Origin of the sequence: Nonomuraea typhae (genome assembly GCF_009760925.1) — a bacterium.
GTDB lineage: Bacteria > Actinomycetota > Actinomycetes > Streptosporangiales > Streptosporangiaceae > Nonomuraea > Nonomuraea typhae.
This window is the reverse complement of the sequence record NZ_VRLV01000009.1, coordinates 1-20,567: the sequence shown is the minus strand read 5'-3', so window position 1 is coordinate 20,567 and position 20,567 is coordinate 1. Positions and strand designations below refer to the sequence as shown.

Here is a 20,567-nt window from a genome sequence, read left to right as displayed (position 1 = left end):
TGAACTCCTCTTCCTCACGATTCCAACGATGCCATGCGCGCTAGGCGCGCATCCGCCCGACCAGGCCCGTGTCGTAATCACCACTGACAAACTCCGCATTCTCCAGCAGTTCCCCGCAGAATGGGAGATTGTTTTTCGGGCCCTCGATGGCAAACGCGGCGATCGCGCCCTTGGCCTGCGCGATGGCCTCCGCGCGGCTTTCGCCGTACACGCAGAGCTTGGCCATGAGCGGGTCGTAGAACGGAGTGACCGTGTTGCCCTCGACGTAGCCGGAGTCGATCCGGACGTCGGCCGGCTCCCGCCAGACCGTGATCTTTCCAGGTCCGGGGAAGAACCGCTTGGGATCCTCGGCATAGACGCGGAACTCGATGGCGTGGCCACGCGGCTCGGCCCGCACCCGCGGGCTCTCCCCGGCGGCCACCCGCAGCTGGAGCTCGACCAGATCGAGACCGGTGACGAGCTCGGTGACCGGGTGCTCCACCTGCAGCCTGGTGTTCATCTCCAGGAAGACGAAGTCCTGATGGTCGGCGTCGACCAGGCACTCGACCGTGCCGGCGCCCAGGTAGCCGACCGCCTCGCCCGCGCGCACGGCCGCGGCCAGCATGCGCTCACGCAGCTCGGGCGTGATGCCCGGCGACGGCGACTCCTCCACGACCTTCTGGTGGCGGCGCTGCACCGAGCAGTCACGCTCGCCCAGCGCCACGACGGTGCCGTCGGGCAGGCCGAGGATCTGCACCTCGACGTGGCGGGCCCGCTCGATGTAGCGCTCGAGCAGGATCGCCGGCCCCGCGTCCGCGTCGCCGGCGAAGCGCGCCGCGGCCCTGGCCGCCTGCTCGAACGCCTTGGTCAGGCCCTGCTCGTCGTGGGCGACGCTCATCCCGATGCCGCCACCGCCGCCGGCGGTCTTGACCATGACCGGGTAGCCGATCTCGGCCGCGGCCGCCACCGCCTTCTCCAGGTCGGTGACCGGCTCACGGGTGCCCGCCGCCACCGGCACCCCGGCGTTCTCCATCAGGTTGCGGGCGTTGATCTTGTCGCCCATCTGCTCGATCGCCTCGGGCGCCGGGCCGACCCACACCAGCCCCGCCTCGACGACCGCGCGGGCGAAGGCGGCGTTCTCCGCCAGGAAGCCATACCCCGGATGTACGGCCCGCGCCCCCGTCTGCCGGGCGGCCGCGAGCACCTTGTCCACGTCCAGGTAGGACTGAGCGGGATTGGCCGGGCCGAGCAGCACCGCCTCGTCGGCCTCCGTGACGAACGGCAGATCGGCGTCGGCCTCGGAGTACACCGCCACGGCGCGCAGCCCCAGCCGCTGGACCGAGCGGATGATCCGCCGCGCGATCTCCCCGCGGTTGGCGATCAGAACGGGTCCCAGGGTCTCAGTAAGCACGCCGCCCACCCTACGACCGCCGCCGGTGCCACCCCTTTCTCCCGAAACCACCGATCAGAGGGGGACGTTCTGTAGGAACCCCACAAAGAGGAACGGCCGGAAACGCGCTATCGACCGCTCAAACCCCCGACTCTTTGTATTGCGCGGGAAACCCCCCTAACTTCTCCCCCACCACCCCGGATCTACAACCGGTAGGCGGGCGCCCGGTCGACGACCCTGGCCAGCGCCGTGATGCAGGCGCCGTCGTACTGCGAGCCGGTGGCCAGCCGCAGCCGCTCCAGGGCCGCCCCGGCACGGTCGCGGTCGGTGGAACCCCCGACCAGGTCGTCGTAGGCGTTGGCCGCCTTGATGATCCGGCTCGACAGCGGCGGATCCTCGTCGATCGGGTCACACTGGCGGCGCACCACGTCGGCCACCCGGTCCAGCACCCCGGTCTGCCTGATCACCTCGGCGCCCAACTCGGCGATGCGCCTGGCCTGGTCCGGTTCGGTCAGCACGGTCGCCCCGCCCGGGATCGGGTCGCGCAGCGACAACTGCCCGATGTCGTGCATCAGCGCCGCGTACTCCAGCTCCAGCAACTCGGGCTCGGACATGCCCAGCTCCCGCCCGATCGCCACCGCCAGGCGGCTGACCCGCCGCGAGTGCCCGGGCTCGACGTATCCGCCCACCTCGGTCACCCGCGACAGCGCCCGCACGGTCTGCAGGTACGTGGCCCGGATCCCGGCGTACTTGCGAAAGGCCACCTGGGTGACCAGCAGCGGCGCGGCGAAGACCACCAGCGCCACCAGATCCATGCTGTGCGAGGCCAGCGCGAGCAGCACCCCGGAGGCGGCCACCGCCGCGCCCAGCGGGAAGGCCATCCGCAGCTCGTCGCGGACCGCGACCTTGAACGCGGTGCGCACCTGCTCGGCCCGCAGCATCGCCGCGATCAGCATGTCGATGCCCAAAGTGAGCGCGATCAGCGCCACCATCACCGTCAGCGCCGGCCACCAGGTGCCCCGATCCCCCAGCGTCAGCTTGTGCAGCGTGTCGGCCAGCGGCCGGAAGGCGAAGGCGAGCAGCGCGCCGGTCAGCAGCCGTCTGGCCATCGCGTCCAGGCGCGGCGGGCGGCCCACCGCGAGATGGGGCAGGGCGCCGGCCACCATGCCGACCGCGATCACCGCCACCACCTGCAGCGCCGAGTGGCGCAACGGGTTCGTGGCCAGGTCGAGCAGGACGGTGTACCCCAGCGCCGCCGCCGCGCCGATCGGCGCGACCTCCCGGTTGCCCGGCATCGTCAGCCGGGCCAGCTCGCCCACCGCGATGAGCGCGCCGAAACCGATCGCCACCTCGGGCCGCTCCAGCCCGACGGCCGCGGTGTGGGCCACGCCCGCCACCGCCACCAGCCCGGCCGCGCAGATGAGCAGCAACTGCCCCGAGTCGAGCCCCCGGAAAGGTTTGCTCACTGACCCGTCACCACTTGGATCGGCATCGTCGGATCGTCGTGGTCCTTGACGGCCGTGGCCTCCTCGGGCGGCGGCTCGACACGGCGCTGCGGCTGCCACGGGTTGCGTTCGAGCGCCTTGATGAAGGCGGCCACCATCACCGGGTCGAACTGGGTGCCCGCCCCCCGCTCCAGCTCCGCCACCGCCACCGCCACCGGGCGGGCGCCGCGGTAGGAGCGGTCGGAGGTCATCGAGTCGAAGGCGTCGGCCACCGCGATGACCCGGGCGAACTCCGGGATCTCCGCCCCGGCCAGCCCCATCGGGTACCCCTTGCCGTCGTGGCGCTCATGGTGGTGCATGATCCCGGCGAACGCCTCGTCGAGGAAGTCGATGCCGCGCACGATCTCCAGCCCCCGCATCGGATGCAGCTGAATCGCGGCGAACTCCTCCTCGGTCAGCGGCCCCTCCTTCTGCAGCACCTTCGTGGGCACGCCCAGCTTGCCCACGTCGTGGAGCATCCCGGCGTAGCGGATCGCGCGCAGCCGGTCCATGCCCATGCCGATCTCCTGCGCGATCATCGTGGAGGCGAGCGACACCCGCGTGCAGTGACCCCGGGTGTAGTAGTCCTTGGTCTCGACCGCCTGGCACAGCGCGGCCATCGTCGCGTCGTAGGAGCGCTGCTGCGCGTGATACTGCCCGAACGCCCAGCGCGCCACGAACAGCGGCAGCAGCACCAGCACCGCCGAGATCGACTGGATCGTGGCCCACAACCCCGCCACCAGAAGGCCGAACGTGCCGTAGCCGAGATAGGTCAGCAGGAACTGCACCATGCCGCGCATCGGCACCTCCACCGCGCCGACCTTCGTGGCCAGCGAGATCATGGTGAGCGTCAGCACGATGTTGAGCGGCACGAAGACCGCCGTGGCCACGGCGTAGGGGCCGATGAGGTCACCGAAGGCGTTGACCTGCGGCACGCCGGAGACTCCGCCTAACTGCTGGTAGACCCAGCCGGCGGCATAGCCGCAGAGCGCGAACTGGGCGCCGTTGAAGAGCCGCTTGATCAGCGGCAGGCCGGGCCGTACGCTCAGCACCGCCGTGAGGCCGACCAGCGCGGCGCCCTCCATTCCGATGAGCACGACCGCGGCCAGCGCGGCGGAGAAGCTCACGGAGACGGCGAACTGCTCCACGTTCAGCAGCGTCGGCATCGACTCGCAGACCAGGAACAGCAGAGCGAGCACCAGCAGAATGCCGAAACTCTCCCGGGCGACCAGCCACCCCTTGGTGATCAGGCTGTTGGCGAAGAGCGCGGCGGCCGCCCCGATGACGGCGACCAGATAGACCTTCGCAGGCCACGAAAGATCACGCATTGCGGCCCCCTTCGGGCGTCAGGTCCAGGAGACCCCGGGCGGCAGGGCGCCACCGCCGCCGCTGGCCGCGAAAAGAAGGACCACCGGTGTGATCAGCAGAGCTGCGGTGATCAGCCGGGCGGTGAGAACCTTCAACATCCACTTCCTCCACGTCGGATTCTGTGATTCACGCTACAGAAGTTGACGTGCGGAAACGGGTGGAGTCGAGAATCGCAAGCAAAGCGTAATCAAGCCACTACCTGCGGCAACTCTCCCGCGCCCACGCGACGGTGGCGCGCAGGCCGGAGGCCAGGTCGGTGGCCGGCTGCCAGGACAGTCCGTCGTAGGCGGGCACCGGATCGACGGCCATCGCCGGCAGGTCACCCGGCCGGGGCGGGGCGAAACCGGGCTTGTCCTGAGCGCCCACCGCGTCGGCGATGAGCGAGTGCAGGCGCCGGTCGGTGGTCTGGATGCCGGTGCCGAGGTTGAACCGGCGCCCGTTGCCGTCGCCGCCGCAGGCGCGCACGAAGCCGTCGGCCACGTCCTCGACGTAGACGTAGTCACGGGTCTGGGTGCCGTCGCCGTAGAGCACGGTGGGCACGCCGTTGATCAGCGCGTCGGTGAAGATCGCGACCACGCCGGCCTCGCCGTCGGGCGACTGGCGCGGGCCGTAGACGTTGGCGAGCACCAGCGTGGTGTACTGCAGGCCGTACAGCGCGTGGAAGGTCGAAAGGTAGGTCTCGCCGCTGAGCTTCGAGGCGGCGTACGGCGAGCGGGGGTCGGCCGGGGCGTCGCCGGGGACCGGGATCGCGGGCGGCCGGCCGTACACGGCGACGGACGAGGCGAAGACCACCTTGCGGCTGCCGCCCTCGCGCGCGGCGGCCAGGACGGAGGCGGTGCCCTCGACGTTGACCCGGGCGTCGTGCACCGGGTCGGCCACGCTCTTGCGCACGCTGATCTGGGCGGCCAGGTGACAGACGACCTCCGGCCGCCACTGCGCGCCCAGCTCGATCATGGCCGGGTCGCGGATGTCCAGCTCGCGCAGGTGGAAACGGTCGTTCTCCAAGGCCGCTGCCAGGTTGGCCCGGCCTCCGGAGGACAAGTCGTCCACCGCGAGCACCTCGTGGCCGTCGGCCAGCAGACGATCGACGAGGGTGGATCCGATGAACCCGGCTCCTCCGGTCACCAGCACGCGCATGGTGAAGATCTTAGTCGGAGAGCTCGGCCCTGACCTGTTCGATCCGGCCAAGAACCTTGGAACGAAGGTCGGCCGGGACGGGGTCGCAGCCGCAGTGCTTGGCCACGAGCTGCTTGACGACCTTGTCCAGGTCGTACTCCTTCAGGCACGGGCCGCACTCGTCGAGGTGTACCCGGATGTCGACGCAGTCGCCCTCGCCGAGCTCGCCGTCGAGGTAGGCGTAGACCTTGTCCAGCACTTCACGACAGTCGGTGTCGTGCGGGTTCCCACAGCTCATTTCGTCCCCTCCACCGGGACCAGGCCACGCTCGCGAGCATAGTCCTCGAGCAGGCTCCGCAACTGCCGCCTGCCGCGGTGGAGCCTGGACATCACGGTACCGATCGGGGTGCCCATGATGTCGGCGATCTCCTTGTACGGGAAGCCCTCGACGTCGGCGAGGTAGACCGCGATCCTGAACTCCTCCGGCAGGGCGGCCAGCGCCTGCTTGATGTCACCGTCGGGCAGGTGCTCCAGCGCCTCGGCCTCGGCGGACTTCAGGCCGGAGGAGGTGTGCGACTCGGCGCGGGCGAGCTGCCAGTCCTCGATCTCCTCGGTGCCCGACTGCTTCGGCTCCCGCTGCTTCTTGCGGTAGCTGTTGATGAAGGTGTTGGTCAGGATCCGGTAGAGCCACGCCTTGAGGTTCGTGCCCTCCTGGAACTGGTGGAACGAGGCGAACGCCTTGGCGAAGGTCTCCTGTAGCAGGTCCTCCGCATCCGCCGGGTTCCGGGTCATCCGGAGCGCGGCGGAGTAGAGCTGTTCGAGGTACGGCATGACGTCGCGCTCGAACCGTTCACTTCGCTGCTCCAGAGTCTCCGCGCCTGTCGCGGGCACCGGACCCACCCCCCTAAGATCACCGGTGGCCGGCTGTGGCGGTACACCGTACTCAGGGGAGAATACCTGCTTGCCACCAAGCCGCCGGTCACGGGGGGCAGGAGGCGGTATCTGGAGGCGACCTGCGGAGCGGTCGAGACCATCGGCTACTGCGAGCATGCCCCGCACAACACCCCCGCGCCCGCGTCTGTTCCCGCAAGATAGAAGGTGACGAACGACCCGGTGCGGGGAAAAAGAATACGTACCGGCTGGTAGCCCAGAACCCAGGAGTCGCGTGTGCTGCCCATTCCGGCCGAGGAACTGAACGGCTCGGGGACGCTCGGGCCGTACTGGACGTTCTATCGCGCGGTCGTCGCGGAACAGTTGAGCAGATGGCTTCCGGCCCAGCCGTCGGTGATCCTCGACCTGTCGGGCGGCCGGGGCCGCTGGTCCGGTCAGGCCGCGCGGGCCGGTCACAAGGTGATCGAGGTCGTCGACTTCCGCCGGACTGCCGACCAGTCCCGGCTGCGTGACATCCGGGTCCGTCAGGTGCGCTCCGACGACCTGTCCTTCCTGCCCGACGAGAGCGTCGACGCGGTGGTGGCCGAGGAGCGGGCCATGTCGGTGGAGCTGATGGCCGAGTCGGCGATGTCGGACGTGGCCCGGGTGCTGCGTCCCGGCGGGCGGGCGTTGCTGTGCGTGGACTCGCTGGTGCTGGGCATGGCGATCCTGGCCGAGCAGGGCCAGTGGCAGCACCTGCGGCAGACCGGCGAGGTCATGCTCGTGCCGTGGCCCGACGGCGGCATCACCCGCTGCTTCAGCAGCGGGCAGTTGCGCGAGCTGCTGATGGGCGCGGGCCTGGAGGTGGAGTGGGTACGGCCGCGCACCGTCCTTTCGCCCTCGACGGTGGACCACGTGCTGGGCTCCGACTCCAGGTCGCTGGCCTGGCTGGTGCGCACCGAACTGGAGGCGCACCCGGACGACGACGACACGGTCGGCATCCACCTGGTGGCCAGCGCCCGGAAGTCGGCCTAGCGGCGGCGCTCCTGTTTCGCCTGGCAGTGCACGCAGCGGGCGGCCTCGGGCCGGGCCTCCAACCGGCCGTCCGGCACGGGTTTGCCGCAGTCGACGCACTGCCCGTACGAGCCGTCGTCGATGCGTTTGAGCGCGGCGCTGACGGCCCTGCGTTGCGCGACGGCCACGTCGAGCATGGCCTGGACGCGGTCGGCGTCGGTCAGATCGGATCCGGCGTCGGCCGCGGAGCGCTCACGCACGGCGACGGGATCACCCGTCAGGACCCTGATCGAGCGGTCAAGCTCGGCCTGCATGCTCTCAAGGCGCTCCCGAGCGGTCGTGTCGTCCACGAATCCGCACCTCCGGGTGGGTGTGGGGAGCCGGACGAGACTCCCCGGCGGTCCCGCCCAGCGCAGTGGGGGTGGATGTGCGGTGACACCGAGTCATCGCTTTCCTCACCGGATGCCCACTAAGGGTGCTTCTTACACCTTCTAGAAAAGCGCGCTTTCCCCCTCCTCAGGGAGAGGTTTGATGAGGTCCGGCCCGTTGTTACGGACATTATTGACATCTGTGGACACCGGGGAGGCAACCAGTCGCCCCGACTGCGCCGGAACCAGCAGCCCCTCGGCCGTCCGGGTGTCGGTCAGCTTCGGATCGAGCCACTCGGCCCACCGCTCGCGCTCGATCATCATCGGCATCCGGTCGTGGATGTGCCCCAGCTCGTCCTCGGCCTGGGTCGTGATGACCGTGCACGTGACCAGCCACCTGAGCGGGTCGTCGTCCTCGCGCGTCTTGTCCTTCCAGAACTCGTACAGCCCCGCCATCGCCAGCACCCCGCCGTCCTCGGGATGGATGAAGAAGGGCTGTTTCTTCTTCTTGTCACCCTCGACCGGCATCCACTCGAAATACCCGTCCGCGGGAATGAGGCAGCGCCGCTTGGCGAACGCCTGCTTGAACGACGGCTTCTCGGCCAGCGTCTCCGCCCGCGCGTTGATCAGCCGCGACCCGATCGACGGATCCTTCGCCCAGACCGGCACCAGCCCCCACTTCACCACCCGAAGCTGCCGGACCGCCCGCTCGGCCTCCTCCGGCACCCTGCTCAGGACGGCGTAGACCTGCTTGGTCGGCGCCACGTTGTAGTCGGGGCTCAGCTCCTTGTCAGGCTCGGCGTCCAGCTCGACCTGGAACTCCTCCAGCAGCTCGTGCTTCTTCCGCGCCGAGGCGTATCTCCCACACATGTCCCCACACTGCCACGTACGGCTTTCGCCCGCACACATCGGCTGCGGCCCGCCGTATCGGCTGCCAGTAGGCTTTGAGCATGTCCGCTCAGCACTGGCCCGCCCCGGTCGCGGCCGCTCCCGTCGCCGCCGCCGTCGCCCTGCCCGGCTCGAAGTCGGTGACCAACCGCGCGCTGCTCCTCGCCGCGCTCGCCGACGGCCCGGGGCTGGTACGGCAGGCGTTGCGCAGCCGTGACGCCGACCTCATGGTGGCGGCCCTGCGGGCGCTCGGCGCCGGGTTCGAGGCGGTGCGGGAGAGCGCGGCGGGCGTCGACTGGCGGGTCACCCCTGGGCCGATCGTGGCCGGTGCGCAGATCGACGTCGGCCTGGCCGGGACCGTGATGCGGTTCGTGCCGCCGGTGGCCGCGCTGGCCGACGGGCAGGTGCGCTTCGACGGCGACGCCCACGCGCGCAAGCGGCCGATGGGGCCGATCCTCGACGCCCTGCGCGCCCTGGGCGCCACGGTGGACAACCACGCCCTGCCGTTCACCGTCAGCGGGCCGCTGAGCGGCGGCGAGGTGACGATCGACGCGTCGGGGTCGTCGCAGTTCGTCTCGGGGCTGATGCTGGCCGCGGCGCGGTTCGAGAAGGGCGTGACGATCAGGCACGACGGGCCGCCGGTGCCCTCGCAGCCGCACATCCTCATGACCGTGCAGATGCTCAGGGACGCCGGCGTGCACGTCGACGACGGCGAGCCCGACGTGTGGCGGGTGGCGCCGGGGCCGATCGCGGCGCGGGAGACGACGGTCGAGCCCGACCTGTCCAACGCGGCGCCGTTCCTGGCCGCGGCCATGGTCGCGGGCGGCAGCGTGAGCATCCCCGGCTGGCCGCCGAGCACCACCCAGCCGGGTGACGCGCTGCGGCGGCTGCTGGCCGAGATGGGCGCGACGGTCGAGCTGACGCCCACCGGCACGCTCACGCTCACCGGCACCGGCACCTTCAACGGCATCGACGCCGACCTGCGTGATGAGTCCGAACTGGCGCCCACGATCGCCGCGCTGGCGGCGCTGGCCACCACGCCGAGCCGGCTGCGCGGCATCGCGCACATCCGCGGCCACGAGACGAACCGCCTCGAAGCACTCGTCACCGAGATCAACCGCCTCGGCGGCGACGCGGAGGAGACCGACGACGGGCTGATCGTGCGCCCGCGCCCCCTTCACGGCGGTGTCTTCCACAGCTACGCCGACCACCGCATGGCCACCGCGGGCGCGGTCATCGGCCTGGCCGTTGCGGGCGTCGAGGTGGAGAACATCGCGACCACGGGTAAAACCCTTCCGGAATTCACCCGCATGTGGGGGGAGATGCTACGGGGAGAAGTCCGCTGAAGCGGCGCGAATACGACGAGGACGACGTCAGGGTCAGGCCGGGGAAGGGTTCACGGCCGCGGACCCGGATTCGCCCTGCCCACGACGACGCCGTCGAGGGCTTCGTGGTCGCGGTGGACCGTGGCCGCTACACCTCACTGGTCGAGGCGCCCGAGGGCGGGCGGAAGAAGCGGGCCAAGCCCAGCCGCCGGCTCGTGGTCGCGATGAAGGCCCGTGAGCTGGGCCGTAAGGGCATCATCGTGGGCGACCGGGTGGCGCTGGTCGGCGACGTCTCCGGCGAACCCGACACGCTGGCTCGCATCGTCCGGGTCGAGCCGCGCACCTCGATGTTGCGCCGCTCGGCCGACGACACCGAGGACACCGACGGCATCGAGCGCCCGGTCGTGGCCAACGCCGACCAGCTCGTCATCGTGACCGCCCTGGCCGAGCCGCCGCCGCGCCCCCGCATGATCGACCGCATCCTGGTCGCCGCCTTCGACGCCGACATCGAGCCGCTGCTCTGCCTGACCAAGTCCGACCTGGCCGCTCCGGACGAGCTGCTGGCGCTGTACGAGCCGCTGGGCGTGCCGCACGTGGTCGTGCATAAGGGCGGTTCGCTGGACGCGCTGCGCGAGCACGTGGCCGGGAAGGTCAGCGTGCTCGTCGGCCACTCGGGGGTCGGCAAGTCGACGCTGGTCAACGCCCTGGTCCCGGATGCCAACCGGGCGGTCTCCCACGTGAACGCGGTCACCGGCCGCGGCCGCCACACCTCGACCTCGGCCGTCGCCCTCGAGCTGCCCGAGGGCGGCTGGATCATCGACACGCCCGGGGTGCGCAGCTTCGGCCTGGCCCACGTGTCGGTGGAGACCGTGCTGGCCGCCTTCCCCGACCTGATCGAGGGCACCGTCAACTGTCCCAAGGGCTGCACCCACCGCGGCCCCGACTGCGCGCTCGACGCCTGGGCCGCCGAAGGCCACGCCGATCCGGCCCGTCTCGACAGCCTGCGCCGCCTGCTCGCCACCCGCGATCCCGACCCGTCCGCGGAGTAGGTCAGCGGTTGGGCCGCAGGGTCCACGAGACGGTCATCTCGCTGACCAGCGTGCCCTCGGCGTTCTTGATCTCCACGCCCACCTCGAACTCCGGCCGCTCCCCCGCGTCCAGCCGGGCGACGACCTCGTCCCGGTCGGCAAGCAGCCGCGCCTCGGCGGTGACCTCGCCCTTGGCCAGCTTGCGGTAGTGGATGACGGCGGTCGTGGCCAGGGGTACCGCCCGGGACAACTGGTCGCCCAGCGCGGACAGCATGGCCGCCCCCGAGGCCGACTCCGCGAGCGTGAACAGCGCCCCGGCGTGCGGCCCCTGAACGTGGTTGTGCAGGTCGGCCCGGTCGGGGAGGCGGCAGGCGGCGTACCCGTCCTGCACCTTGTCGAACTCGACCCCGATCGTGCCCGCGAACGGCACGGTCTGCAGCAGGAATGCGCCCACATCAAAAGACATGACCCCAATGCTACTCGTGAGTAACCAGACTCCCGGGAGGCATGGGAAAGAAAGGGGCAATCGACCTCTGATGCGTCGCGTGCCCGGCACGGTAGCGTGGCTCCTCGTGACGGGTTACATCGACGATCTACGCCTCGCACACGTCATGGCGGACGCCGCCGATGACCTGACCATGCGGCGGTTCAAGGCGGTTGACCTCAAGGTCGAGACCAAGCCGGACCTCACCCCGGTCAGCGACGCCGACCGGGCGGTCGAGGAGGCGATCCGCGGCACCCTGCGCCGGGCGCGGCCGCGCGACGCCGTCGTGGGCGAGGAGTTCGGCAAGACCGGCTGGGGCGCCCGCTCGTGGATCATCGACCCGATCGACGGGACCAAGAACTACGTCCGCGGCGTACCCGTCTGGGCCACGCTGATCGCGCTCATGGACCACGGCGAGGTCGTCGTCGGCCTGGTCTCGGCGCCCGCGCTGGGCCGCCGCTGGTGGGCGGCCAAGGGCGGCGGCTCCTGGACCGGCAAGAGCCTCACCAAGGCCAGCCGCATGCAGGTCTCGGCCGTGCGGGAGCTCAGCGACGCCTCGTTCTCCTACTCCAGCTTCGGCGGCTGGGAGAAGCAGGGCAGGCTCGGCGACTTCCTCGACCTGAGCCGCGCCTGCTGGCGCACCCGCGCCTACGGCGACTTCTGGTCGCACATGATGGTCGCCGAGGGCTCCGTGGACCTGTCGGCAGAGCCCGAGCTGTCCCCGTGGGACATGGCCGCGCTGACGGTGATCGTCGAGGAGGCCGGCGGCCGCTGGAGCGACGTCGCCGGCGCCGCGAGCCTTGAGGGCGGCAGCCTCGTCTGCAGCAACGGCCTCCTTCACGAGACCGCGATCGACCACCTCAACGCCCAGTCCCAGTAGGTCAGCCCAGCCGGAGGACCCGTTCCACCGCGCCCATCAGCTGTCCCCGATACCCGTCGCCGTAAAGCACGACATGCACCAGCAACGGGTGCAGCTGATGCAGGGGCACCCGCTCCCGCCACCCGTCCGCCAGCGGGCACTCCTCCCGGTAGGCGCCGAGGATCCGGTCCAGGTACGGCGTGCCGAACAGGTCGAGCATGGCCAGATCCGTCTCCCGATGCCCGCCGTGGGCGGCCGGGTCGATGAGCACGCCGGTGCCGCCCGACCACATCACGTTGCCGCTCCACAGGTCGCCGTGGATGCGGGCAGGCGGCTCGGCCGGCCCGGAAATTTCCGGAAATTTCGCGACCGCAGCCTCCACCTGAGCCACCTCCCCCGCCGACAACACCCCGGCCTGCCGTACGAAGGGGAGAACGCGGCGAGAAGCGTAGAACGCCGGCCAGTCGGACGCGGCCGCGTTGTCCATCGGCAGCTCGGCGATGAACCCGGGCCAAGGCGCCCCGAACCCGTCGGCCCCGGCGCGATGCATGCGCGCCAGCATCCGCCCGAACCGCTCGGCCGCCACCGGGGTCGGCCGCTCGGCCTCCACCCACGACAGCACCAGCCGATCCGCGTCCACGTCGATCACCTCGGCGGCCTCCGCCGCCTCCCCCAGCCAGCGCAGCCCCGCCGCCTCGGAAGTGAACAAAGCGGAAACAGCACCGGTCTTGACGAAGACCTCCCGCCCGTCGTCGAGCACCCCGCGCTCCAGCCGCCAGGCGTGTGAGGCGCCGAGGTGCTGGACCACCTTCACCGGAGCTCGGCGGCCAGCTGTTTGGCCAGCCCCTCCGAAGCGGCCCTGACCTGCCGCAACACCTCGTCGAAGCCGTCCTGGCCACCGTAGTAGGGGTCCGGGACCTCGGCGTCGGCCGGCGCGGCGGGGTCGTACGAGCGGAACAGGCGCACCTCCCGCCCCGCGGGGGCGAGCGTGCGGAGGGCGCGCAGATTGCCGGAATCCATCACGAGGACCAGGTCAAACCGGTCGAACCACTCCCGGGTGAACTGCCTGGCCCGATGCGCCGAGCCGTCGTACCCGCCGGCGGCCAGCGTCTCGGCGGCCCTCTGGTCCATGGGCCCGCCCACGTGCCAGTCTCCCGTCCCCGCGCTCTCCACGACCACGCCGGCCAGGCCGTTCTCGGCCAGCGTGGCCCGCAGCACCACCTCGGCCATCGGCGAGCGGCAGATGTTCCCCATGCACACCAGGCATACGCGATACGTCATGGGGTCCAGCATGCCGCTTGAGGAGCTATTCACACGAGGCGCGGCACGACTTCCGACACCGGTCACGACTCGTTTCATTTCCGTTCACTTTTCCCCAGTTTTATCTGTCTCGTAGAAAGCATGGATCTCCGTACGAGAAGGACACAAAACCGTGACCAGTGGACAGCGCCGCCTGAGCGCGGTGGCGACGGCCGCCTTCGTCGTTTCCTTCGCGGCGGCCTGTGGCGGCGGCGGTAGCACTGCGGCCAGCCCCGAAGCCTCCGCCCCGGCGGCCAGCAACAGCGCCTCCGAGCCCGCCGCCGGTCTGAGCGGCGAGATCAAGATCGACGGTTCCAGCACCGTCGCCCCGCTCATCTCGGTGGCCAGCGAGGCCTTCGGCGAGGAGCAGCCTACGGTCAAGGTTCCGGTCGGCACCTCCGGCACCGGTGGTGGCTTCGAGAAGTTCTGCGCCGGCGAGACCGACATCTCCAACGCCTCCCGCCCGATCAAGGACGAGGAGAAGACGGCCTGCGAGGGCAAGGGCATCAAGTTCACCGAGCTGACGGTGGCCACCGACGCCCTGACCGTGGTCGTGCCCAAGGAGAACACCTGGGCCAAGTGCCTCACCACGGCACAGCTCAAGAAGATGTGGGAGCCCGCCGCCGAGGGCAAGGTCAAGACGTGGAAGGACGTCGACGCCAAGTTCCCGGCCGAGGCGCTGAAGCTGTACGGCCCCGGCGCCGACTCGGGCACGTTCGACTACTTCACCGACGAGATCAACGGTGAGGAGGGCGCCAGCCGCAAGGACTACAGCCCCTCCGAGAACGACAACGACATCGTCACCGGTGTCGCCGGCGCCAAGGGTGGCCTGGGCTACTTCGGGTTCACCTACTACGAAGAGAACATGGACAAGCTGACCGCCGTCGAGATCGACTCCGGCAGCGGCTGCGTCGCCCCGAGCGTCGAGTCGGCCCAGGGCGGCAAGTACACGCCGCTGGCCCGCTCGCTGTTCGTCTACCCCTCGACCACGGCCGCGAAGCGCCCCGAGGTCGCCGCGTTCCTCGACTACCTGGCCGCCAACATCGGCTCCCTGGCCAAGGAGGCGAAGTTCATTCCGCTCAACGCGGAGCAGGAGGCCAAGCTCAAGAGCGACATCACGGCGCTGAAGGCGAGCTGATGGCTGCGCAGCCCGAAGCGACCGCTCCGGGGACCGGCAGGTCCCTGGCGCGGTCGCGCCCGCGTTACGGCGAAGCTCTGATCAAGGCGCTGCTGCTGGCGGCGGCGCTGGTCTCGATCGCGACCACGCTGGGCATCATCTACTCCCTGGTCGAGCCGACGATCGAGTTCTTCCAGGCGGTGAACATCGGCGAGTTCTTCGGCTCGACGAACTGGGGCCCGCTGATCAAGCCGGCGACCTTCGGCGTCTGGCCGATCGTGGTGGCCACGCTGGAGATCACCCTCATCGCGGTCATCGTGGCGGTCCCGCTGGGCCTGGCCGCGGCGATCTACCTCTCGGAGTACGCCAAGCCCGGCGTGCGCAAGTTCTTCAAGCCCGTGCTGGAGATCCTGGCCGGCGTCCCGACCGTCGTCTTCGGTTACTTCGCGCTGACCTTCCTCACGCCGCTGCTGAAGAACATCTTCCCCTTCCTGAACCTGGAGGCGAAGAACGCGCTGTCGGCCGGACTGCTCGTCGGAATCATGATCATCCCGATCGTTGCCTCCCTGTCCGAGGACTCCATGGCCGCCGTGCCGAACGGCTTGCGCGAGGGCTCCTTCGCGCTGGGCGCCTCGAAGATGCTGACCTCGGTCCGGGTCGTCGTGCCCGCCGCGTTCTCCGGCATCGTGGCCGCGACCATTCTGGCCATCTCCCGCGCCGCGGGCGAGACGATGATCGTGGCGGTCGCGGGCGGCTTCAAGTCGATCTTCACCTTCGACCCGACCAACGAGATGGCCACCATGGCCGCCTTCATCGCCCAGGCCGGCGCGGGCGACCTGTCCACCGGCTCGATCCCCTACAAGACGATCTTCGCTGTGGGCTCGCTGCTGTTCATCATCACCTTCGCGATGAACTGGTTCAGCGCCCGCATGGTGCAGAAGTACCGCGAGGTGTACGACTGATGGCAATCCTGTCCACACCTGCCTCGACCGTACGGCTGGCCAGCCAGGGCAGGCCGCTCAAGGAACACCTGTTCCGCGTCGCGCTGCTCTCCAGCCTGGCCATCGCCATGGTCTTCCTGGCCGTGCTGCTCGTCTACGTGGTGAGCCAGGGCTGGCACCGGCTCGACCTGAACCTCCTTCAGAACTTTCCGTCGCTGCGCACGGCCAACGCCGAGACGGCCGGCGTGCTGTCCGGCATCATGGGCACGCTCTGGGTCGTCGCGCTGACCGCGGTCATGGCACTGCCCACGGGCGTGCTCGCGGCGGTCTACCTGGAGGAGTACGCCGACAAGACCAAGTGGTACAACCGGCTGATCGAGCTGAACATCGCCAACCTGGCGGCCGTTCCCTCGATCGTCTACGGCATCCTCGGCCTCGGCGTCATCTCCCGCGGCTTCGGCCTGGGGCCCAGCGTGATCACCGGCGCGATCACCTTGTCGCTGCTGGTGCTGCCCATCGTGATCATCGCGGCCCGCGAGGCCATCAAGTCCGTGCCGCCCTCGATCCGCGAGGGGTCGCTGGCGCTCGGCGCCACCCAGTGGCAGACGATCTGGCGGCAGGTGCTCCCCGCATCGGTGCCGGGTATCGCCACCGGTTCCATTCTGGCGCTGTCTCGCGCGATCGGCGAGGCGGCGCCCTTCCTGCTGCTCGGCGCGGCCACTCTGGTCCGCTTCAACCCCGACGGGCTGAGCAGCAGTTTCTCCGTTCTGCCGGTCCAGATTTACAACCTGATCACCAACTCCAGGCCCGAGATCCAGATCATCGGCGCCGCCGCGATCGTGGTTCTGTTGGCGATCCTGCTGCTGATGAACTCAGTGGCCATCTGGCTCCGTAACCGCTACCAGAAGCGGTGGTAAGGAAGAAATGACCGAGATCATGCCGAACATCACCGTCCGCGGCCCAGAGGCCCCCCGCAACATCGAAGCCTTGGATCCGGTGTTCACCGTCGCGAACCTGAGCGTCTACTACGGTGACTACGAAGCCGTCCGCAACGTCGACATGACGATCGGCAACCGTGAGATCACCGCCATGATCGGCCCGTCCGGCTGCGGCAAGTCCACGGTGCTTCGCTGCTTCAACCGGATGAACGACCTCATCCCCGGAGCCCGCGCCGCCGGCACGATCACCTACCACGGCGAGGACCTCTACGGCGACCACGTCGACCCCATCGAGGTGCGCCGCCGTATCGGCATGGTCTTCCAGAAGCCGAACCCCTTCCCCAAGTCCATCTACGACAACATCGCCTACGGCCCCCGCGTCAACGGCATGAAGGGCAAGATGGACGACCTGGTCGAGCAGGCGCTCACCCAGGCGGCCCTCTGGGACGAGGTCAAGGACAAGCTCAAGCAGAACGCCCTGTCCCTGTCCGGCGGCCAGCAGCAGCGCCTGTGCATCGCCCGCGCGATCGCGGTGAGGCCCGAGGTCATCCTCATGGACGAGCCCTGCTCCGCACTCGACCCGATCGCCACCACCAAGATCGAGGACCTGATGCAGGAGCTGTCGCGCGATTACACGATCGTGATCGTGACGCACAACATGCAGCAGGCCGCGCGCGTCTCCGACCGCACGGCGTTCTTCACCGCCGACGTCGACGAGCAGCAGGTACGGCACGGCCGCCTGGTCGAGTTTGACGAAACCAGTCGGATCTTCACCAATCCCTCCGACAAGCGCACCGAAGACTACATCACCGGACGATTCGGCTGATGGCCCACCAGCAGACGGCATCCGAGGTGCACGGGGACACTCGTACGGCGCCCGTGCTGCTGGTGGCCGACCCCGACGAGAGCATCGTCCAGGAGCTGGCCACCGCGCTCGAACGCGAGGGCGTGACGGTCGCCGGCGTCGGCGACGGCGCGCAGGCGCTGCTCCAGGCCGGGGCTTTAAGGCCCGATGTGGTGCTGGTCGCCGCCACGCTGCCGGTGATCAGCGCCGTGGAGTTCGTGCGCGCGGTACGGCTCGCGCGAGCCGTACCCGTGCTGCTCGGCGTCGGAGAGGGGCATGCCGAACAGGCGGTGCAGGCTCTGGCGGCGGGTGCCGCGGCCTGTGTGGCCCGGCCGTACCGGGTGCTGGAGTTGCTCCCGTTCGTCCAGGCCGCCTCGCCGGAGTCACGGTCGCTGCTGCGCGTGGGTGAAGTGGAGCTCGACGTACGCGCCTACCAGGTCAGGGTCGGCGGCCACGCCGTACACCTGCCGCTGCGCGAGTTCGAGCTGCTGCACTACCTGATGCGCAACGCCGACCGCACGGTCACCCGCGAGCAGATCATGCGCCACGTATGGAACGCCACCGACGCGACCTCCACCAACACCATCGCCGTCCACGTCAAGAGACTGCGCGCCAGGCTCGGCGACGAGGACGACCAGCTCATCCAGACGGTCAGAGGAGTCGGCTATCGCCTCGTCACGCCCTAGCTAGCACCTAGCCGCACTTCCTGAACGACCTGAGGATGCGGGTGACCACGCCCTCGACCGTGGCGATGCCGTCACCCACGTCCGCGCTGCCCTCGGACAGGACCGCCACCGCGAACCTCCTGCCGATCAGCCCGGTGCTGACCACGGCCCAGCGCTTGGTCGAGACCCGCTTGAGCCAGCCGTTCTTCAGCGCCACCTGGTCGCCCTTGCACGCTCCCGCGCGCACGCCCCAGTTCTGGCCGTCGGCTACGCCGCGCATCAGCGTGAGCACGCGCTCGCGGTCCTTCGCCGGCAGCGGGCTCTTCTTGGACACCAGCGCGCTCATCAGCCGCACCTGGTCGTCGGCCGAGGTCTTGGTGATGCCCCAGCAGAACAGGTCGAGGCAGTCGCCCGGGACGCCCTGCGTGTGCCGCAGGCCGAACGCCTTCGCGGCCCTGCTGAACCCCGCGGCGCCACCGATCCGCGTCCACAGCCGGTCGGCCGCGTGATTGTCGCTGTAGCGGATCATGATGTCGGCGTCGTGCCGTGCCGCACGGTCCAGTTCGCGCCAGGGGGTCTTCCGCAGCAGGGCCATGAGAATGAGCGCCTTGGCGGCGCTGGCCGTGATGAGCCGTTCGTGGCGGTGGTAGCGGTAGATCCGCCCGGTGACCAGATCCCTGACCGTGGCCGTCACCGGCCCCGCCCGCCCTGCCAGGAAGGCGTCGAGCCGCCGGGTGATCTCCTTGGATTCGAGTTCGGGCGCCTTGACCGGCGCGGTTCTGGCCGGGCCGTACACCTCGCCGGCGGTCTCCCGTACGGCAGGCGAGGTGACCCGTGCGGCACGTACGGGCAGGACGCCTATCCCTCCGGGCAGCATGAGGACGGTAGCCAGGAGCACCCGTCCCCACACCTCACTAGCCCTTCCCCATGATTTCTCACGCATTATGGTGAGAAATCATGAAGACTGCTAGCCGCGCGTAAGCTCCGCGATCGACTCGTCGTCACAGGTCGCCCAGAAGCCGCCGACCACGTCCTCCAGGTGCTGCATCGACTCCGCCCGGAACAGCACATCCTGGTATTTCGTGATGTCGTACTCCGTCTGCCCCATCTCCCGCAGATCGAGCGGCAGGATCCGCATCCCCCGGAACTCCTCGATCTCCCCATAGGACGACAGAATCCCCGCCCCGTAGGCCCGTAGTTCCTCGCCCTCGGCCATCACGCCGAACTCCAGCGTGAACCAGAACACCTTCGAGACGAACTCCAGCGCCGCATCGCTCTCCACCCGCCGCGCCGCCTGCCCCGCAAGCCGGTACAACGCCGCGAACCGATCGTTGGCCAGCGCGTTGGCATGCCCGATCACCTCATGGATGACATCGGGCTCAGGCGTGTAGAACGGCACCGAATGATGGCGGATGTACTGCGTGGAGTGGAAATACCCATCATCCAGCACCCCGTAGAAGTCCCGCAGCGGCACCAGCCCCGCCGCCGGAAGGTACCGGAACCCGGTGAGCGGCTCCAGCAGCTCACTCACCTCTTCGAGCTGCGGAATCCGGTCGTACGGCAGGCCGAGCCGGGCAGCGCCGTCCAGGTACTCCGCCGTGGCATACCGCTTGTGCTTGACGGCCAGTTCGCCGGCGACCAGCGCCCAGATGCCGTGCTCTTCCTCGGTGTACTCAGCGGCCGGAATCGGCATTCCCCGCCGATGGTTCACCGCGAGCCCCGCGATCGCGTTGCGCCGGGCCCGATACACCGGGTCGGCGAACCCCGGGTGCGAACGCGACAGCTCGACCACGACCGAGCCGTCCCCCTGCGTCGCCACCGGGGCGAAGTACTGTGCTTCCTCGAACATGAGGAAATGACAGCAATTCCAGCTTTCGCTGGCAAGAGCGAGCAGTTCTCCTGCCCGATCCGCTCAATATCGCTTGCCGTGGACGTGAGACACTGGTCGAATCGCCCAGTTCTGAGGGAGACATCCGATGGATGCATTGGACGCCCGGCTCCTGGCCACCATGCGTGCACACCCGCGCATCGGCCTGACCGAGCTGGCCCGGCTGCTGGGCGTCGCACGCGGCACCGTCCAGGCCCGTGTCGAGAAGCTGACCGCGCGCGGCGTCATCGTCGACTTCGGCCCCACGATCGACCTCACCAGGGTCGGCTACCCGATCCTGGCCTTCGTCTGGCTCCAGATCGCCCAGGGCCGGCTGACCGAGGCCGTGGAGGCCCTCCACGCGGTCCCCGAGATCCTGGAGGTCCACGGAACCAGTGGGCAGCACGACCTGCTGTGCCGGGTGGCGGCGAAAAGCACCGAGCATCTCCAGGACGTCATCGCCACGATCCTGGCCTCGCCGGCCGTCCAACGCACGGACTCGACGATCGCCCTGTCCACACAGATCCCGTTCCGTGTGGAGCCGCTTCTTGGCGCATAAACACAGAAAGGGCCACCCCGTAGCGGGGTGACCCTTCCTGATCAATATTTGTGCGGCGGCGACCTACTCTCCCACACCCTCCCGAGTGCAGTACCATCGGCGCAGAGAAGCTTAACTTCCGGGTTCGGAATGTAACCGGGTGTTTCCTTCCCGCCATAACCACC

At 69.5% G+C, this 20,567-nt stretch carries 23 protein-coding genes and 1 rRNA gene; 10 read left to right on the top strand and 14 right to left on the bottom strand.

What is annotated here, in order from left to right:
- Positions 1-40 precede the first annotated feature (40 nt).
- From FVE25_RS30930 to FVE25_RS30905, 6 genes are all read right to left on the bottom strand, one after another.
- Positions 41-1,390: an acetyl-CoA carboxylase biotin carboxylase subunit gene (locus FVE25_RS30930; protein ID WP_246267696.1), complete on the bottom strand. Its 1,350-nt coding sequence runs from the start codon at positions 1,388-1,390 to the stop codon at positions 41-43.
- 182 nt (positions 1,391-1,572) lie between these two features.
- Positions 1,573-2,835: an HD-GYP domain-containing protein gene (locus FVE25_RS30925; RefSeq protein ID WP_157250648.1), complete on the bottom strand. Its 1,263-nt coding sequence runs from the start codon at positions 2,833-2,835 to the stop codon at positions 1,573-1,575.
- Positions 2,832-4,181, bottom strand: coding sequence for an HD-GYP domain-containing protein (locus tag FVE25_RS30920; RefSeq protein WP_157250647.1), 1,350 nt, complete (start codon positions 4,179-4,181; stop codon positions 2,832-2,834). Before FVE25_RS30920 ends, FVE25_RS30925 begins: the two co-directional genes overlap by 4 nt.
- A 235-nt stretch (positions 4,182-4,416) precedes the next feature.
- Positions 4,417-5,358 carry an NAD-dependent epimerase/dehydratase family protein gene (locus tag FVE25_RS30915; RefSeq protein WP_157250646.1) on the bottom strand — a complete coding sequence of 314 codons (942 nt, stop codon included), beginning with the start codon at positions 5,356-5,358 and terminating at the stop codon, positions 4,417-4,419.
- Between the two features lie 10 nt (positions 5,359-5,368).
- Complete coding sequence (gene rsrA / locus FVE25_RS30910) at positions 5,369-5,635, bottom strand: mycothiol system anti-sigma-R factor (RefSeq protein WP_157250645.1); 267 nt, start codon at positions 5,633-5,635, stop codon at positions 5,369-5,371.
- On the bottom strand, positions 5,632-6,237 hold the full coding sequence (locus FVE25_RS30905) for a sigma-70 family RNA polymerase sigma factor (RefSeq protein ID WP_157250644.1): 606 nt from the start codon (positions 6,235-6,237) through the stop codon (positions 5,632-5,634). The genes rsrA and FVE25_RS30905 overlap by 4 nt, the downstream gene beginning before the upstream one ends.
- A gap of 267 nt (positions 6,238-6,504) precedes the next feature.
- Here FVE25_RS30905 and FVE25_RS30900 point away from each other — a divergent pair, with 267 nt between their 5' ends.
- Positions 6,505-7,242 carry a class I SAM-dependent methyltransferase gene (locus FVE25_RS30900; protein ID WP_157250643.1) on the top strand — a complete coding sequence of 246 codons (738 nt, stop codon included), beginning with the start codon at positions 6,505-6,507 and terminating at the stop codon, positions 7,240-7,242.
- Here the strand turns inward: FVE25_RS30900 and FVE25_RS30895 are convergent.
- Together FVE25_RS30895 and FVE25_RS30890 are read right to left on the bottom strand one after the other, a co-directional pair.
- Complete coding sequence (locus tag FVE25_RS30895; RefSeq protein WP_157250642.1) at positions 7,239-7,571, bottom strand: TraR/DksA family transcriptional regulator; 333 nt, start codon at positions 7,569-7,571, stop codon at positions 7,239-7,241. The genes FVE25_RS30900 and FVE25_RS30895 overlap by 4 nt on opposite strands.
- A gap of 141 nt (positions 7,572-7,712) precedes the next feature.
- Complete coding sequence (locus FVE25_RS30890) at positions 7,713-8,459, bottom strand: SOS response-associated peptidase (protein ID WP_157250641.1); 747 nt, start codon at positions 8,457-8,459, stop codon at positions 7,713-7,715.
- Positions 8,460-8,539: 80 nt separating this feature from the next.
- Here FVE25_RS30890 and aroA point away from each other — a divergent pair, with 80 nt between their 5' ends.
- The gene (gene aroA, locus FVE25_RS30885) at positions 8,540-9,823 is read left to right on the top strand and encodes a 3-phosphoshikimate 1-carboxyvinyltransferase (protein ID WP_181019765.1); all 1,284 of its coding nucleotides are present in this window, start codon (positions 8,540-8,542) and stop codon (positions 9,821-9,823) included.
- Positions 9,820-10,851, top strand: a complete 1,032-nt coding sequence (gene rsgA / locus FVE25_RS30880) for a ribosome small subunit-dependent GTPase A (RefSeq protein WP_157250974.1) — start codon at positions 9,820-9,822, stop codon at positions 10,849-10,851. Before aroA ends, rsgA begins: the two co-directional genes overlap by 4 nt.
- A gap of 1 nt (position 10,852) precedes the next feature.
- Here rsgA and FVE25_RS30875 read toward each other — a convergent pair whose 3' ends face one another.
- On the bottom strand, positions 10,853-11,296 hold the full coding sequence (locus FVE25_RS30875; protein WP_157250639.1) for a DUF4442 domain-containing protein: 444 nt from the start codon (positions 11,294-11,296) through the stop codon (positions 10,853-10,855).
- Positions 11,297-11,402: 106 nt separating this feature from the next.
- Here FVE25_RS30875 and hisN point away from each other — a divergent pair, with 106 nt between their 5' ends.
- Positions 11,403-12,194 carry a histidinol-phosphatase gene (gene hisN, locus FVE25_RS30870; RefSeq protein WP_157250638.1) on the top strand — a complete coding sequence of 264 codons (792 nt, stop codon included), beginning with the start codon at positions 11,403-11,405 and terminating at the stop codon, positions 12,192-12,194.
- Position 12,195: 1 nt separating this feature from the next.
- Here the strand turns inward: hisN and FVE25_RS30865 are convergent, their stop codons facing one another.
- Positions 12,196-12,987: a fructosamine kinase family protein gene (locus tag FVE25_RS30865; protein ID WP_157250637.1), complete on the bottom strand. Its 792-nt coding sequence runs from the start codon at positions 12,985-12,987 to the stop codon at positions 12,196-12,198.
- Complete coding sequence (locus FVE25_RS30860) at positions 12,984-13,454, bottom strand: low molecular weight protein-tyrosine-phosphatase (protein WP_157250636.1); 471 nt, start codon at positions 13,452-13,454, stop codon at positions 12,984-12,986. The genes FVE25_RS30865 and FVE25_RS30860 overlap by 4 nt, the downstream gene beginning before the upstream one ends.
- A 151-nt stretch (positions 13,455-13,605) precedes the next feature.
- On the opposite strand from FVE25_RS30860, the gene FVE25_RS30855 reads away from it, so the two are divergent.
- From FVE25_RS30855 to FVE25_RS30835, 5 genes are read left to right on the top strand one after another with little or no spacing between them, the layout of a single operon-like run.
- On the top strand, positions 13,606-14,610 hold the full coding sequence (locus FVE25_RS30855; protein WP_219825716.1) for a PstS family phosphate ABC transporter substrate-binding protein: 1,005 nt from the start codon (positions 13,606-13,608) through the stop codon (positions 14,608-14,610).
- The gene (gene pstC / locus FVE25_RS30850) at positions 14,610-15,551 is read left to right on the top strand and encodes a phosphate ABC transporter permease subunit PstC (RefSeq protein WP_157250635.1); all 942 of its coding nucleotides are present in this window, start codon (positions 14,610-14,612) and stop codon (positions 15,549-15,551) included. Before FVE25_RS30855 ends, pstC begins: the two co-directional genes overlap by 1 nt.
- Positions 15,551-16,447: a phosphate ABC transporter permease PstA gene (gene pstA / locus FVE25_RS30845; protein ID WP_157250634.1), complete on the top strand. Its 897-nt coding sequence runs from the start codon at positions 15,551-15,553 to the stop codon at positions 16,445-16,447. Before pstC ends, pstA begins: the two co-directional genes overlap by 1 nt.
- A 19-nt stretch (positions 16,448-16,466) precedes the next feature.
- Positions 16,467-17,294, top strand: coding sequence for a phosphate ABC transporter ATP-binding protein PstB (pstB, locus tag FVE25_RS30840; protein ID WP_219825735.1), 828 nt, complete (start codon positions 16,467-16,469; stop codon positions 17,292-17,294).
- Positions 17,294-17,998, top strand: coding sequence for a response regulator transcription factor (locus FVE25_RS30835; RefSeq protein ID WP_157250632.1), 705 nt, complete (start codon positions 17,294-17,296; stop codon positions 17,996-17,998). The genes pstB and FVE25_RS30835 overlap by 1 nt, the downstream gene beginning before the upstream one ends.
- Before the next feature lie 7 nt (positions 17,999-18,005).
- On the opposite strand, the gene FVE25_RS30830 is transcribed toward FVE25_RS30835, so the two are convergent.
- Both FVE25_RS30830 and FVE25_RS30825 read right to left on the bottom strand, forming a co-directional pair.
- The gene (locus tag FVE25_RS30830; protein WP_246267694.1) at positions 18,006-18,875 is read right to left on the bottom strand and encodes a serine hydrolase; all 870 of its coding nucleotides are present in this window, start codon (positions 18,873-18,875) and stop codon (positions 18,006-18,008) included.
- Positions 18,876-18,944: 69 nt separating this feature from the next.
- Positions 18,945-19,826, bottom strand: a complete 882-nt coding sequence (locus FVE25_RS30825; protein WP_157250631.1) for a phenylalanine 4-monooxygenase — start codon at positions 19,824-19,826, stop codon at positions 18,945-18,947.
- A 127-nt stretch (positions 19,827-19,953) separates the two neighbouring features.
- Between FVE25_RS30825 and FVE25_RS30820 the strand changes: the two genes are divergently transcribed.
- A complete protein-coding gene (locus tag FVE25_RS30820) occupies positions 19,954-20,403 on the top strand; it encodes an Lrp/AsnC family transcriptional regulator (RefSeq protein WP_157250630.1) in 450 nt (149 codons plus the stop codon).
- A 50-nt stretch (positions 20,404-20,453) separates the two neighbouring features.
- On the opposite strand, the gene rrf is transcribed toward FVE25_RS30820, so the two are convergent.
- A 5S ribosomal RNA gene (gene rrf / locus FVE25_RS30815) occupies positions 20,454-20,567 on the bottom strand; the annotation flags it as partial.